Consider the following 15,158-nt stretch of genomic DNA (forward strand, 5'->3'; position numbering starts at 1 on the left):
ACGTCCAATTTGCGGCAGTTTCAATCTGCTGCTCGTCTGGAGCAAATTTTAGGCTCCGTACATGATACTAACAACGATTTTTCTTGGTCCGCTGCCATCGAACGTGATGAGAAAGAACAGTACCCTCAGCGTGCTGTTGATTTTCTGAATGCGGTAGGTATGAACCGTTTCTATGTACCTTCAGAGCTTGGAGGTCGTATGGAAATTGGTGAAGAATTGCTATATCTACATCGCGTGCTGGCACGACGTGATTTAACTATCAACTCGACCTATAGCACGAATGCTTGGTCTGTGATTGTCTGGATCGGCGGTAATGCGAATCAATGCCAGAACATTGCTAGTCGAATTTTGAGTGGCGCTGCTCCAGCGCTGGCTTATAGCGAGAAAGCCCATGGCGCTGACCTGCTATCGAGTGAAGTGACAGCGCAATCTACCGAGAGTAAATATGTTTTAAATGGCGAAAAATGGTCAATTAACCGTGCCACTTTAGGAGACTCTTTAAGCCTAATCGCTAAAACATCGGACGATCGTGGACCACGTAGCCTAAGCGCATTCTGGCTCGATAAGCGTCATATGGCCTCAAAAGGAACATATAGCCTGAACCGACTACCAACAGTGGGTATGCGTGGTCTAGATATTAGCGGTATTGGTTTTAACAATGCTGAAATTCACAAAGATGCCCTGATCGGTGAAGAAGGCCAAGGCCTAGAGCTTGGGCTTAAGACGCTACAGGTAACACGTGCATATTGCAGTAGCTTCTCTCTAGGTGCTGGCGATACGATGCTACGCATTGCGACCGAGTTTGCTATTGAACGCGAGTTATATAACAAAAAAGTAATCAGTATTCCGTTGGTACGTGAGCAACTCGCGACAGCTTATGCCTACCTTTTAGCGGCTGAGGTGTTATCACTTGTTGGTGCGCGTGGTTTGCACGTATGTATCAATCAGTTCAGTACATGGTCACCAATCGTGAAAGTACTAGTACCTGAGTATGTAGAGTCGCTTGCCAAGATCACTTCTTCAGTGCTTGGGTCACGCTTTTTCTTAAGAAATGCGTATGCGGATGGAATGTATCAGAAAGCATTCAGAGATCATCTGATTGTTAGTGTGTTTGACGGTAGTAGCACCGTTTGCCTAGACAGTCTGAGTTTTCAGCTCAAATCTGCCAATAAAGGTCGTAGCAAAAAAGCCGACCATCTCAATCAATCCGAAGCTAAAGCACGTTATCGCCAGTTGTTTGACTTGCAGGTAGAGACAGGCGCTATTGATTTCCGCGAGCTTGAGATTTTCAACCGAGATGGTGATTTGGTGATGGAATCACTCGAAACAATCATCGAAATGCTCAACGATGCCGATGTCACAGCAGGATTGTCTGCTGAGACACTCACTACGCTACGTGAACAAGCAGGCCAACTTCTGGTTGAACAACGTTCTTTGGATCAAAAAATTCAGGATTACTTCTCAAATTCTGAGCAGAGCAAAGAGCTTGAAACGTTGCGCTTTAGTCTTGCTCGTAGCTACGCCGAGTTATTTGCTCGTATTGCCGTGTTGGGTTTCTGGGTCTTTAACCGTCAGGGCCTAAGACCAGCTTTACAGGATGGTGCATGGCTGATCATTTTCTTAAATGCCGCTGAAGGACAGACAGCTCCTCCTATGACGTCATTGCGTGAAAGTACATTGGCAGATTTGCTAGACCGAATTTCAACTAACCATATGTTATCCGTCATCGATTTTGCACTGGCACCACGTGATGCCAAACCGGTTAAAGAGGAGATTACCCCATGAATAAAGATAAAGCTTACTGGAGCGCAATTATTCGTACGCTAGTAGCCAAAGAAATGCGCGTAGAGCCTGAGACGATTGATCCAGATCAAAAATTTACCAGTTATGGTCTTGATTCGATCGTTGCTTTGTCTGTATCTGGGGACTTAGAAGATCTGACAAAACTGGAGCTTGAGCCGACCCTCTTATGGGATTACCCAACAATCAATGCGTTGGCCGAATATCTTGTTTCTGAGTTGCAACAGGGAGTTGCTTCATGAACAACCTTGCACGACTAGAACCGGAAGTTCTGTCGCGTCATGCGATTTCTGCGGAACAGCTTGGTATTTGGTACATCCAGCGTCTTGAACCAACTTGCAGTGCCTACAATATGGTGGTGGCCTTTGATGTGAAGGTCAATCAACCATTAGGCAACAAGCCGATGGAGATTCTGGAAGCGGTCATGCATGATTATCCGCTGTTGCGTGTCAGCATGCCTGCCAATGATCAGGGGATTGAGCAACTCATCTGGGATCGCGTCTATCCGAATATCATCTTTTCTGATGCTCGTCATATTGAAGCTTCTGATTTGACGCAATTGGTTGAGCAAGATACCAAGCAGCCATTTGACCTGACTCAGCCACCATTGTGGCGTGTTCATTGTTATGAGCGTGGACAAAATCACTATGTGATTGCCGTTGTGATTCATCATGCGCTCATGGATTTTTGGTCAATTGGCCTGTTACTACGAGACGTTAGTAAACGTTTTGGACTCGTTGCAGAATCGGATACAGTAAACGGAATTGAGTTTGCACAGTATGCCGATAAGCAGCAGAGCAGCGTAATCGATGATACTGATGAAAGTTTACTTTTCTGGAAAAATGCACTGAAGCATGCACCACATGTGCATAGCATTCCGCTTGATTATCCTCGTCCAGCTGTACAGCAGCATAAGGGTAGCTCACTGGCTTTCCTTGTACCTGAATCAGTGTCATCTGGTCTTGTAAACTTGGCGAAAGATTATGAGATCACATTGTTCGGACTTGTGCTATCGGGGTTCTATATCCTGCTGCACAAACTCTCTAATGAAAATAATCTAGTCATTGCCACACCTGTAGCTGGTCGACTTGAACGCTCTTTGCGTAATGCATTGGGGCAGTTCGTCAACACAATAGCTATCCAGATGGACATCGATGCTGATTTGACTTTACGTCAATTTACCCAGCAAGTTCAGGAACAATTAAGACAGAGCCTTAAGCATCAAAAAGTTGCTTTTTCTAGAGTAGTTGAGGCTGTTTCACCAAAGCGTGATGGCAGTATTAACCCATTGGCTCAGGTAGGAATGTTCTGGGAACGTCTAGGGGGTATGGATGAGTTTAAAGAACTACTTCTGCCAATCCAGACCCCAGCTACTTTGGTTGGTCAAGATTTAACTTTAGGAAGTTTTCCAGTTCGTCAGCAAGAAGGACAGTTGGATATTACGCTAGAAATGGGCGGTGAATATCAGGGTGAACTTGTTGGTGTATTGAAATATAACACTGAGCTATTTTCTGCGCAGTCTGCCGAAAATATGGTACAGCTGCTGCAAGCTGTACTATCTGAGATGGTGGCTCATCCAGAAAGTAAGATCGTTGAGTTAAATATCGCACCTGATTATAAAGATGGCATTCAGTTCGAGGCCCTCCGTGGAAAGGCGACTGATTATCCTCAGCATGATCTATTCGCAATGATTTTAAAGCAGATTGATGATCGTGGTGATCATCATGCTTTGACCTCGAACGATCATGCGGTTAGCTACCGTGAGTTAGGTCAACATATTGCTGGTATTGCTGAATATTTGCGTGCACACGGTATTATACGTGGCGATCGTGTAGGTCTCATGTTAGACCGCACAGCATTATTGCCAGCAGCAATCCTTGGAATCTGGGCGGCAGGGGCAGCTTATGTGCCACTGGATCCTAACTTCCCAACTGAACGTCTACAAAACATCATTGAAGATGCCGAACCTAAAGTTATCTTGACTCAAACCGAGTTAATGGATGCTCTTAACGTTTCTGTGCCTCGCTTAGATATCAATCAAGCTGGTGTTGTCGCACTTGAGAAAGTGCGCGAGACGCTTGCCTTTGGTGACATAGCTTATGTGATGTACACATCAGGTTCGACAGGTAAGCCTAAAGGTGTTCGTATTGGGCATCCTTCAATCATCAATTTCTTGCTATCTATGAATGATAGATTGCAAGTAACGACTGAAACTCAGTTGTTAGCAATCACCACGTATGCATTTGATATTTCAATTCTTGAATTACTCATTCCGCTTATGTACGGCGGTGTGGTGCATGTTTGCCCACGTGAAGTATCACAAGATGGTAATCAACTCGTAGATTATCTAAATGCTAAGTCTATCAATGTCTTGCAGGCTACACCGGCTTCTTGGAAAATGCTCTTAGATAGCGAGTGGGGCGGCAATGGAGGGTTGACTGCACTCTGTGGAGGCGAAGCACTAGATACTATTCTTGCAGAAAAACTGCTGGATAAAGTCGGCTGTCTCTGGAATGTCTATGGCCCGACTGAAACTACAGTGTGGTCTAGTGCAGCTCGTATCAACGATGCAAAGTATATTGATTTAGGTGAACCACTGGCGAATACCCAGCTTTATGTCCTTGATGAGCAGCAGCGTTTAGTTCCGCCAGGCGTTATGGGTGAGCTTTGGATTGGTGGTGATGGTCTGGCAGTTGATTATTGGCATCGACCTGAATTGACAGATGCACAATTTAGAACATTGCCATCTCTACCAAATGCCGGTCGACTCTACCGAACAGGGGATAAAGTCTGTCTGCGTACAGATGGACGCTTGACTCATCATGGACGTCTAGATTTCCAAGTCAAGATTCGTGGATTCCGTATCGAACTAGGTGAAATCGAGAATGTTCTCAAACAGATCGACGGTATCACAGATGCGGTAGTGCTGGTTAAGACCACAGCTGACAGCGACCAGAAACTGGTGGCGTATGTAACTGGACAAGAGCTTGATATTGCTGGTTTAAAAAAGACCCTGCAAATCCATCTTCCAGCTTATATGGTGCCAAGTGCGTTTATCCGATTGGATGAATTTCCAATGACGGCCAACAATAAGTTGGATCGTAAGGCATTTCCTGAGCCGATCTTTGAGCAGAGCAATGATTATGTTGCACCGCGTGATCCGATCGAAATCGAATTGTGTACTACCTTTGAACAGATCTTGTCGGTCAAGCGAGTGGGTATACACGATGATTTCTTTGAATTAGGTGGGCATTCTTTATTAGCTGTGAAGCTTGTCAACCATCTTAAAAAGGCTTTCGGTACCGAACTGTCAGTTGCTTTGTTGGCACAATATTCCACTGTGGCGAGTCTGAGTGAAATCATTCGCGAAAATAAAGAAATTAAGCCATCTATTGTAATTGAACTACGCCGTGGAACTTATGAACAACCGCTGTGGCTGTTCCATCCAATTGGTGGCAGTACCTTCTGTTATATGGAGCTTTCGCGTCACCTCAATCCGAACCGTACCTTACGTGCTATTCAGTCTCCTGGACTGATTGAAGCCGATGCTGCGGAAGTGGCGATTGAAGAAATGGCGACGCTCTATATTGCTGAAATGCAAAAGATGCAGCCTCAAGGCCCTTATTTCCTCGGTGGCTGGTGTTTCGGTGGTGCAATTGCATATGAGATCAGTCGTCAGTTGCGTCAAATGGGCCAACAGGTCACAGGTATTGTCATGATCGATACTCGTGCTCCAATTCCAGAAAATGTGCCTGAAGATGCTGACGATGCCATGCTTTTGTCTTGGTTCGCCCGTGATTTAGCTGCACCTTATGGCAAAAAGTTAACGATCCCAGCGCAATACTTGCGTGAATTGAGTCCAGATCAAATGTTTGATCATGTACTTAAAGAAGCTAAGGCCATCAATGTTCTACCGTTAGATGCTGATCCATCAGATTTCCGACTTTACTTTGATACCTATTTGGCGAATGGCATCGCACTCCAGACCTATTTCCCAGATCCTGAAGATTTTCCAATTCTACTGGTCAAGGCCAAAGATGAGCAGGAAGACTTCGGAGAAAGTCTAGGTTGGGATCAACTGGTCAAAGAAACGTTTACACAAGTGGATTTGCCTGGTGACCATTCATCAATTATGTATGCTGAGAATGTCGTGGCTGTAGCCCAGACCATTGATCAGATGTATCCAATTCCTGCGTAAAAAATACAAGAAGGTAGAACCACTATGGTGACCATAGAACATGCTTTCCTCATACCGGCCGAGATTGACAAGGTTTTTAACTACCTTGCAAACCCGGCCAATGATGCAGGTTGGCAATTGTCGTGTAAGCATTCTGAACTGCTAGACAGTACTCCGCGTGTGGGCAGTAAGTACGAGATTGGTTTTAGCTTTATTGGTCGTGAAATGTCCTTTAAAGGTGAAATTACACATCTGGTACCGAACGAATTGTATGCGTTTAAAGTAGTGGAAGGACCCTTTCACTACACTGGTACTTACCGTTTCAAGCCACATCCGGAAGGTACGTGGATTGAATGGGTGTTTGAGGCAGAACCAGGTAGCTTTTTTGGTGTATTGCCGCCAGCGCTGCTAAAAAAGATGGTACTCGCTCAGTTCAAAAAAGATGTTGATAATCTTCAAGCATTGGCTCAAAAGGGTGAAGCCTATGAGTCGGTTGGCAATGAAAATAAACCAACTATCGAGAGCAGTAAACCACCTCGTAAGACTCAACAAGTAATGGAGAAATACGCACGTTGGATTCTTAGCCATCGTCGTATTGTGTTGACTGTGGTGATGCTCTTAACACTTGCTCTAGCGTATCTGGCATCTGGTGTAAAAATTATTATTGACCCAGATGCACTTGCGCCTAAAGGGCATCCGTACATCACCTCGACCAAGCTGATTGAAAAGAAATTCGGCTCCAAATATATGGTCGTGATCGGTATTACTCCAAAGCAGGGTGATATTTATCAGCCGCAGGTGTTGGAGAAAGTCAAACGCATTACCGAAGAAGTGGATAATGCACCGGGCGTGGTCCGTTCCACTATGATGAGTCTGGCTGCACGTCAAGCAAAAGGTATCGAGGCGAATGCAGAAGGCTTCGATGCCAAGAAACTATTGCCGAGTAGTTCAGTCACTCAGGAGGATATCGATCACCTGAAAAAACTACTGGCACTGAATCCAACCTATATGAATTCAGTGGTATCTAAAGATCAACGAACTGCTGCGATTTTGCTTGAACTTGAGGAAAGTCCAGAGGGCTTCCAAAAGATGATGGGCCCAATCAACAAAATCGTAGAGAGCGAACAATCTAAAGATATGACCATCAGTGTCGGTGGTAATCCTGTGTATCTGGATAAAGCTGAAGATTACTCTAAACGTATCAACATCTTGTTCCCGATTGCTGTATTGGTGATTGGTTTATTGCACTTTGAAGCATTCCGCAGCAAGCAAGGTTTGATTCTGCCACTCGTTACAGCTTTGTTGGCTGTGGCATGGGGTATGGGCATGATGGGCTTATTCAAACAGCCAATGGATATCTTTAACTCGCCTACGCCGATTCTGATTCTAGCTATTGCGGCAGGGCACGCTGTGCAGTTGCTCAAGCGCTACTATGAAGATTTTGATCGTTTGATTGCTCAAGGGATGGAACCTAAAGCTGCCAATAGCGAAGCTGTAGTGCAGTCTTTGGTTCGTGTGGGTCCAGTTATGGTATTGGCTGGTGGTATTGCAGCGGCTGGTTTCTTCTCATTGTTGACTTTCAATATTCCAACGATTCGTTCATTCGGTATTTTTACAGGAATCGGGATCATCAGTACGCTGGTGATTGAGATGACTTTTATTCCGGCACTTCGCTCAATGTTGCCACCGCCTTCGGTTGTGAAGGTCAAACGCAAAGGCTTGCCGATCTGGGATTGGATTCCAAACCGTATTGGTGATGTCATTTTATCAGTTCGTCCACGAATGATGTTAATGACTGCGATTGCGGCAATGGGCGTCTTTCTGGCTATTGGCACGAGCCGTATTGTGGTAGACAACGATAGCCGTAATTTCTTCGCTCGCGACTTACCAATGCAGCAAGACGACAGATTCTTGAATCAGTCTCTTGGTGGCACAAACAGCCTTTATATTATGGTTGATACGAAGGTTCGTGATGGTATTGAAAACCCTGAAATCCTAAAAGCGATTGATAATACAGAAAAGTTCGCAAACTCAATTCCAGAGGTCGGTAAAACCATCTCTATCGTGGACTATATCAAACGAATGAATCAGGCAATGAATGCTGATCAGCCACAGGCATTTCAGGTTCCTGCAACCAAAGATGTCGTTGCTCAGTATCTGCTGTTGTATTCAATGTCTGGTGAGCCGACTGATTTTGATTCATACATTGATACCACTCAGCGTTATGCCAAGATCACTGTTCTTCTGAAAACAGGCAGTAATCATCGCATTAAAGAAATCCTTGAGTCGCTAAAAACCTATATGGCGGGTCAATTGGGTGATAAGGCTGTAGTAAGTTTTGGTGGTGATGTGACGCAGACCATTGCCTTAACTGAAACAATGGTTCACGGCAAGCTCATGAACATTCTACAAATTTCATTTGCCGTATTCTTTATTTCAGCATTGGTTTTCCGTTCGATTTCAGCGGGACTGATTGTTCTTACACCACTTCTGTTCTCAATTCTTGCGATCTTTGGCGTGATGGGATGGCTCGACATTCCGCTCAATATTCCGAACTCTCTCATCTCGGCCATGGCTGTAGGTATTGGTGCGGATTATGCCATTTACTTCCTCTACCGCTTGCGTGAAATTTTGCGCGAAGAAGGCGGCGATATCAAAGACGCTATTCGTAAAACTTTAAGTACTGCTGGTAAGGCATCTCTTTTTGTCGCGACTGCGGTTGCCGGTGGGTATGGCGTATTATCTTTGTCGCAAGGCTTCCACGTTCATCAATGGCTCGCAATGTTTATTGTGATTGCGATGCTGTTCAGTGTATTTGCAACCTTAATTATGGTACCTACAATGATTCTGATGTTGAAACCTCGTTTTATCTTTTCTTCAAATAAGAAGAGCATTTCTGTTGCACAAACTGTTGTGACAAGCCTTTTATTGGGTACAGCACTCACTTTTTCATTACCTAAAACATCTCATGCAGATGAAGTTCAAGACATTGTTAATCGTAGTGATGATGCCTCTAAGTTCTTGTCTTCAACCGCTAGCGCCAAATTTATTTTGACCTCTAAAAATGGCGAGCAACGTGTACGTTTAACTAAAAATATGACTAAGCTTGCTGGAAATACTCAGAACAACATGCGTTTGACTGAGTTCATCTCGCCAGCAGATGTCCAAGGAACCACGACGCTGTTAATTGAAAATGCAAAAGGCAGCGATAGCATGTTTGTCTATTTGCCTGCATTGAAAAAAGTACGCCGTCTTGCATCAGCGAATAAAGGTGATGCTTTTATTGGTACGGACTTTAGTTATGGTGATGTGCTTGGCTATAAGCTCAGTGACTGGAAGTACACGAAACTGGCAGATGGCAAATTTAATGGTAAAGATTGCTACATGATTGAAGCAACGCCAATTAACAATACTGTGAAGAGTGACTTTGGTTATAGCAAACGTCGTATGTGCATACTCAAAGATAACTTTGTTACAGCAACCATCGACATTTGGGATACAGCAGGTAAGCCTTTAAAACACATTGAGTTCACCGATATCCGTCCTTACGGCAAAGTGAAACCAAGATGGCAGGCTATGAAATCTATGGCGAAAAATCTGCAAACTCAACATATGACGCAAGTGATCGTCAATGATTTTGTGGCAGAAAAAACTTTATCCGATAAGCTTTTCTCACCGCAGAGCCTTGAAAAATGACGCAAGGTGCCTATTGGGTATTTGCATGCTGCAGTAGCTTTATGCTACTGCAGCATGCTTATGCAGATGACAGTGAAATTAGTTTTGTTAGCCAGAACTCAGCCAGACTCGATGTGTGGTCATCAGATCGTGATTTAAGTTCGTTAAAAAACATTGGACAGGCAAGTTTCTGGTCCAATGGTACGCTCAAGTTTAACCCTGCATTTAAGCTGCATTACGACATCGTGGTTGGAGACGAAACGGACCATACTGTGAACCCAGATCAAGTGAGTAAGGTAAACCGTAACTTACGTGAGTTATATGCCTCTTATAACTGGGATCAGACCGTTTATGTTGATGTTGGTCGTCAGATTGTCATCTGGGGACGGTCTGATGGCATTAACCCAACGGATAATCTCTCGCCTCGTGACTATACGCGTCTAGTACCAGATGAGACAGATCAACGTCTTGGAAATGATGCACTCAAATTGACGTATATTCCTGAATCTGGAACCAATAAATGGACCGCATTGTGGTATTCGCGTAGTCGTTCAGATGTGATTCCATTGCGCCAGATTGCTGGTGTTCAGTATGACATAGACCGTAAGAGTCGTCCTATGTTTGCAGTACGTTGGGATTATTCTGTAGATGGTCTAGATGTCGGGGCATCGTATTTTTCAGGTTTGGATCACATGCCCGATCTTTCAGTTCTTTCAGCATCTCCAACAGGGGAAGCAAAATTGCAGCTGAAAAATAATCCTATGTCTGTCTATGGAGTAGACTTCAGTTATAACCATAACGATATTGTGTGGCGCGGTGAAGCTGCTTATACAAAGACTGACTCGGATGGCAGTGAAGATCTTACACACAAAAAAAATAATTTAACTGTGGTCGTGGGTCCAGAATTATCATTAAAAAATTCCACGCTGAGTTTAATGGGCGTGTACAAACATACTGAGGACTTTAGATCTGCCGATAGCTTAACAAATCCATCATTGAGTGCAGTTTACCGTTATCAACAAACCATCAGTGACCAGTATCAACAGAATCAGTATGGGGCTATGCTGCGTTATGCACTTAACCTAATGAATGACAACCTAAAGCTAGAGTTTACAGGGTTTTATTTTGCACCAGAGCCTAATGAGTTATTGAGAGTGCGTATTAACTACAACCTTAATGATCACTGGCAGTTGAATGCAGGTGGAGATCGCTTCTGGGGCAAAAATGATACGGTGTTAGGACAATTTAGAGATAACAGTCTGGTCTATGCCCAGATCCGATATAATTTTTAAGATAATTCGCTCCAAAATAATGCTGGATTGCCCAGCCCTAATAAGGTGACTTATGGATAATTTAAAGAACGCAAAAAAAGATAATTTTTCACGGAAGACCATATTAGTAACAGGTGCAGCAGGTTTTATTGGCAGCAGACTAGTCGTTGATCTTTTGCGTGAGGGTCACCAAGTCATTGCTGCGCTACGTAATGCTGCAACTAAGAAAGATAAGCTGTTAGGTTTCATTGCAACAGAAGGGCTGGCTGATCCATCTATTTCATTTGTTGAATATGATTTGAGCCGTGATTTTAAGCTGGACTCTCTGCTAGCGGATGCTCAGGCAAAGATCCATGTAATTTATCACCTTGCAGCGTCATTTAATTGGGGTATTAGCAAAGCTGAAGCTGAGCGTACAAATGTTAAGTCAGGACTCGCCTTGATTGAATGGGCCGCAACATTGAAGCAGCTTGAGCGATTTATCTGGATTGGTGGATATCGTGTGGCTGCTCCGCCGCAAGAGTCGGCTGATGAGTTGTATTGCAAACATGGTGGCTATGAAGCTTCAAAAATTTTGGGTTATCAAGCTTTCATTGAGGCTTGTAAGCGTTTAAATGTGCCATGGACTGCAATAAATCCAGCCACAGTCATTGATGGTTTTTATAATTATGGTGATATGCAATATATTGGTATTGCTGACATGATTGATAAGCTCTATCAGGGACGTCTGCTGGCACTGCCGGGTGGCCGTGACACATTCCTGCCACTATGCAATATGCAATATATCGTGAGCTTTTTGATTCGAACGATGTCTTATCCTGAGACGATTGCTCAGGAATATATGCTGCTTGATCCTAAGACACCGAAATTTCATCGCCTAGTTCACCTCGCTGCCGAGCATTTAGGGGTTAGCTCACCACATTTACAGGTACCTAAAGGTCTATTAGAGAAATTACCTGAGGTATTACTTGATGGTTCTAAGGAGCAACTCTCTTTCATTTCTACTGAGCACTATCATGTTGATGGGGCAGAGGCGATGGCAGCGAAGATGGGCATCGCGGACTTGATTAATATCACTCCATATTTCTCTCGTTGGATTGATCGTCTGGTGCTTACACGCTTTGGTCGTATGCAAGTTTCAATACCTAATTCTTTTAGCTATCAAAACCGGTATTGGACAGAAATCTATACTAAACAGTCAGTTGGTTCGGAAAAATCTTCTGCATTATTTTTACACGGCATTCCATTTGATAGTGCATGTTGGTCTCCAATTATCAATAAAATTACATACGATCAGGTTGCTATGATGGACTTACCCGGACTTGGGCGTTCGGGTAGTTATGAGGTGATTGAAGATAACAATCATCAGTTTATTGATACTGCTGCAAAGCTTTTAGCGCCAAATAGTGTTGTGGTTGCCCACTCGTTAGGATGTCTCTTTGCATTGAACCTTGCAAAGAAATACCCAGATAAAGTTGCACGTCTTATTCTCATATCGCCTTATTTTGTTCAGGCACAGGCTGCTAAAATGTTTCAGATACAAGCGGTATCTAATCTGATTTTCCGTTTTGTGCCGAAAGATGTGATTGCTAAAGACTTACATCCAGAGGGGCAAAAAAATCCATCTGTTGGTTATGCGATGGATTCATTACGCCGGGTGTCGGTAGCCAAGCATATTAGTGAGTATATGCACCGTATTAGTTTGCCTCAGCAGCGAGCATCTCAAACAGCTTTGTTAAACGAGCTTAGCTCTAAGGTTGAAATCATTGTTGGAGAGAAGGACCCGCTTGTTACCACAATCAGTCCTAATATTCCTGTACATAGCATTGCTGGTGCAGGTCATAATCCGCATGTGACCCATGTAGAAGCAGTTTATGATTATCTCACACCAGTTCTAACTAAATATATCAGCACTACAGCACAGCTTAGTGATGTCTAATATAGCCCAAGTACAGGTTTTTGTTTGCCCAGTTTCACGGGTACCACAAGATCATGTGATATTGAGTCATTATCTCAGCTTTCTCAACACAGCAGAAAAGTTGAGATATGATCAATATCTTCCTCAAGCAGCACGTCTTTTCTTGATTTCTCGTGTCTTAACGAAGTCTGTTTTAGCAGATAAGCTGGGTATTTCACCCCATCAAGTCAATATTCAATTACAACCGAACGGCAAACCTTTTGTACAAGGCGGTAAGACTATTTATTTTAATCTTAGCCACTCAGCGGATGTTATTGTCCTTGCTGTGACTGAAGAAGGAGAAATAGGCGTCGATGTTGAACGAGTGAATCGAGAGTTCGAATGGAGGCGTGTCGACAGTGTGTTAGCGCTGAGTGAAATAGAGTGGATTCAGGAAAATGAAAGTACTGATCAATTCAGCGAATATCAGCGGTTTTTTCAAATATGGACCTTAAAGGAATCCTATATTAAATGTACTGGTCATGGAATGAGCAGCCATTTAAAGAAGCTTAATTTCCATGTCTTTTCTGAACATATACAGTTTTTTGATGCAACTCATGATGCTCAAAACACAGAACAATATCATTTTCAAAGTTATATCTATGATTGCAATTTTATCTTTTCCATATGTTTACAGCAGAGCCACAATATAGAACGCTTTAATATGGAATGTTTCCAATTACTGCCGTGTATATCTATGCATCCAATGAAGCCGACATCTTGCGAATATACCTAAATTAAATGAAGACAACTGCAATTTAAAAAAGTGAATCTGGTAGAAGGTAGAAAATCTTTCTTTGGAATTGAGTTCTTTTCAGTAAGTTATGCTGTGAATCGATAGAGTACAAAAATAAGAATCGATAAAAAGAAAAAAGCCCCAGTCTTTCGACTAGGGCCTATTAAATTTGGAGCGGGAAACGAGACTCGAACTCGCGACCCCAACCTTGGCAAGGTTATGCTCTACCAACTGAGCTATTCCCGCATATATGAGCAGTTTTTACTAAAACTTTCTCAAAAAAAACCAATTTGGAGCGGGAAACGAGACTCGAACTCGCGACCCCAACCTTGGCAAGGTTATGCTCTACCAACTGAGCTATTCCCGCGTGCCGCTTATAATACATTAAGCAAAACAAGGGTCAACAACTTTATGCAAATAATTATGCTGATTGCATAAAATAAAAACAGAAATGAGCATTTAGAGCTATTTTTATTGATAAGTTGCCGAATAAATAGACATTTTATTCGAAGTCAAAGCATACAAGAGCAACTTTTGTTTGTGTGTAGACAGGGTATACTAGGTTCAAATATATGAATAATCGTAAAAGGAAAAGCTATGAGCCTTGAACAACAGTTGATTGAACGGTTAAAAACCCTTGCACCTAGCCATTTGGAAGTTATTAACGAGTCTGCTGGCCACGGTGGTTATTTCCCAGGTAAAGAATCACATTTTAAAGTGATTGTGGTAAGTGAAGAGTTTAACGGCTTGCGTTTGGTTCAACGTCATCAAAAAGTGTATGCGTTGGCTTCTGATTTAATGAATCCAGGTCAAATCCATGCCTTAGCAATTCATGCCTATTTACCAAGTGAGTGGCAAGGTCAAGCACCTGCTAGCCCAGAATGTGCACATGCACCTAAAAGCTAAGGGCTAATTTCATGGATGCACATTTACTCACTAAAATTATTCATATGACTGCGGTGGCTGCCGCACTTATGGTGTTTGTTTTACGCGTTTCTACACTATTCATTGGTGTTCAGGGGCAACAACCTAACCCAGCAGGGCGTAAAGCATTAGTTGCTTTGCAGCATTTATCCTTTACTGTGGTTTTTATTACTGGTGCAATTTTACTGGTGATGAAGAACTTTCAGGTTCAGCCATGGTTTTACGCGAAAATTATCTTATTTTTAGTGCTGTTATCATCACTAATGAAGGCTTTTAAAAAGGATGACACTATTTTATTGGCACAGCGCCGTGCAGGTTTAGCTATTAGTGCAGTCGCATTTATTGCCATTATTATTTTAGTCATTGTGAAACCAGTTTTTGCTTAATTGTTCTACATTCTTTGCCTTTTTGATTAAGCTCTAGGTTAAACTGCATACAATAAAAAATATGCAGAGGGAAACATGTTAACTCGTGTGGTATTTAACCAAAAAGTTTTCGGGCATGGATCTTTTTATGCATAATTGTGTCAATCTCTTCTTTTAGTTCATTCGAATAGATATTTGATAGTCTTATTGAGAAAGCATAGGTAATTATCTATGCTTTTATTTAGTGAGTTAA

The 15,158-nt window shown here is 42.9% G+C and carries 9 protein-coding genes and 2 tRNA genes; 9 read left to right on the top strand and 2 right to left on the bottom strand.

All coding sequences use genetic code 11. The features are described from left to right. Positions 1–9 precede the first annotated feature (9 nt). From MSG95_RS14175 to MSG95_RS14205, 7 genes are read left to right on the top strand one after another with little or no spacing between them, the layout of a single operon-like run. Entirely contained in the window at positions 10–1,785 is a 1,776-nt protein-coding gene (locus MSG95_RS14175; RefSeq protein WP_324624829.1) for an acyl-CoA dehydrogenase, read from the top strand. Beyond that, complete coding sequence (locus MSG95_RS14180) at positions 1,782–2,042, top strand: acyl carrier protein (protein ID WP_001030690.1); 261 nt, start codon at positions 1,782–1,784, stop codon at positions 2,040–2,042. The genes MSG95_RS14175 and MSG95_RS14180 overlap by 4 nt, the downstream gene beginning before the upstream one ends. After that, positions 2,039–5,998, top strand: coding sequence for a non-ribosomal peptide synthetase (locus MSG95_RS14185; protein ID WP_151819455.1), 3,960 nt, complete (start codon positions 2,039–2,041; stop codon positions 5,996–5,998). Before MSG95_RS14180 ends, MSG95_RS14185 begins: the two co-directional genes overlap by 4 nt. Positions 5,999–6,022: 24 nt before the next feature. Then, positions 6,023–9,673: an outer membrane lipoprotein-sorting protein gene (locus tag MSG95_RS14190; protein ID WP_151819456.1), complete on the top strand. Its 3,651-nt coding sequence runs from the start codon at positions 6,023–6,025 to the stop codon at positions 9,671–9,673. Continuing rightward, positions 9,670–10,944 (top strand): porin, encoded by a 1,275-nt coding sequence (locus MSG95_RS14195; RefSeq protein ID WP_151819457.1) that lies wholly within the window; start codon positions 9,670–9,672, stop codon positions 10,942–10,944. The genes MSG95_RS14190 and MSG95_RS14195 overlap by 4 nt, the downstream gene beginning before the upstream one ends. A gap of 52 nt (positions 10,945–10,996) precedes the next feature. After that, complete coding sequence (locus MSG95_RS14200) at positions 10,997–12,862, top strand: alpha/beta fold hydrolase (protein WP_151819458.1); 1,866 nt, start codon at positions 10,997–10,999, stop codon at positions 12,860–12,862. Continuing rightward, a complete protein-coding gene (locus MSG95_RS14205; RefSeq protein ID WP_216069817.1) occupies positions 12,855–13,616 on the top strand; it encodes a 4'-phosphopantetheinyl transferase family protein in 762 nt (253 codons plus the stop codon). The genes MSG95_RS14200 and MSG95_RS14205 overlap by 8 nt, the downstream gene beginning before the upstream one ends. Before the next feature lie 170 nt (positions 13,617–13,786). Here MSG95_RS14205 and MSG95_RS14210 read toward each other — a convergent pair. Both MSG95_RS14210 and MSG95_RS14215 read right to left on the bottom strand, forming a co-directional pair. After that, positions 13,787–13,862: transfer RNA gene (locus MSG95_RS14210), tRNA-Gly, on the bottom strand. A 45-nt stretch (positions 13,863–13,907) separates the two neighbouring features. Continuing rightward, positions 13,908–13,983 (bottom strand) — tRNA-Gly (locus tag MSG95_RS14215). Positions 13,984–14,213: 230 nt separating this feature from the next. On the opposite strand from MSG95_RS14215, the gene MSG95_RS14220 reads away from it, so the two are divergent. Together MSG95_RS14220 and MSG95_RS14225 are read left to right on the top strand one after the other, a co-directional pair. After that, entirely contained in the window at positions 14,214–14,522 is a 309-nt protein-coding gene (locus MSG95_RS14220; RefSeq protein WP_019457981.1) for a BolA family protein, read from the top strand. Between the two features lie 11 nt (positions 14,523–14,533). Then, positions 14,534–14,926, top strand: a complete 393-nt coding sequence (locus MSG95_RS14225; RefSeq protein WP_077165041.1) for a SirB2 family protein — start codon at positions 14,534–14,536, stop codon at positions 14,924–14,926. Positions 14,927–15,158: the final 232 nt, after the last annotated feature.

The sequence above is a fragment of the Acinetobacter sp. IK23 genome (genome assembly GCF_035615275.1).
In the GTDB taxonomy this organism is placed as follows: domain Bacteria; phylum Pseudomonadota; class Gammaproteobacteria; order Pseudomonadales; family Moraxellaceae; genus Acinetobacter; species Acinetobacter seifertii.

Coding starts and splice junctions, on each gene's coding strand:
- MSG95_RS14195 (WP_151819457.1), top strand. CDS start 9,670: ATGACGCAAGGTGCCTATTGGGTATTTGCATGCTGCAGTAGCTTTATG.
- MSG95_RS14185 (WP_151819455.1), top strand. CDS start 2,039: ATGAACAACCTTGCACGACTAGAACCGGAAGTTCTGTCGCGTCATGCG.
- MSG95_RS14180 (WP_001030690.1), top strand. CDS start 1,782: ATGAATAAAGATAAAGCTTACTGGAGCGCAATTATTCGTACGCTAGTA.
- MSG95_RS14205 (WP_216069817.1), top strand. CDS start 12,855: ATGTCTAATATAGCCCAAGTACAGGTTTTTGTTTGCCCAGTTTCACGG.
- MSG95_RS14190 (WP_151819456.1), top strand. CDS start 6,023: ATGGTGACCATAGAACATGCTTTCCTCATACCGGCCGAGATTGACAAG.
- MSG95_RS14200 (WP_151819458.1), top strand. CDS start 10,997: ATGGATAATTTAAAGAACGCAAAAAAAGATAATTTTTCACGGAAGACC.
- MSG95_RS14225 (WP_077165041.1), top strand. CDS start 14,534: ATGGATGCACATTTACTCACTAAAATTATTCATATGACTGCGGTGGCT.
- MSG95_RS14220 (WP_019457981.1), top strand. CDS start 14,214: ATGAGCCTTGAACAACAGTTGATTGAACGGTTAAAAACCCTTGCACCT.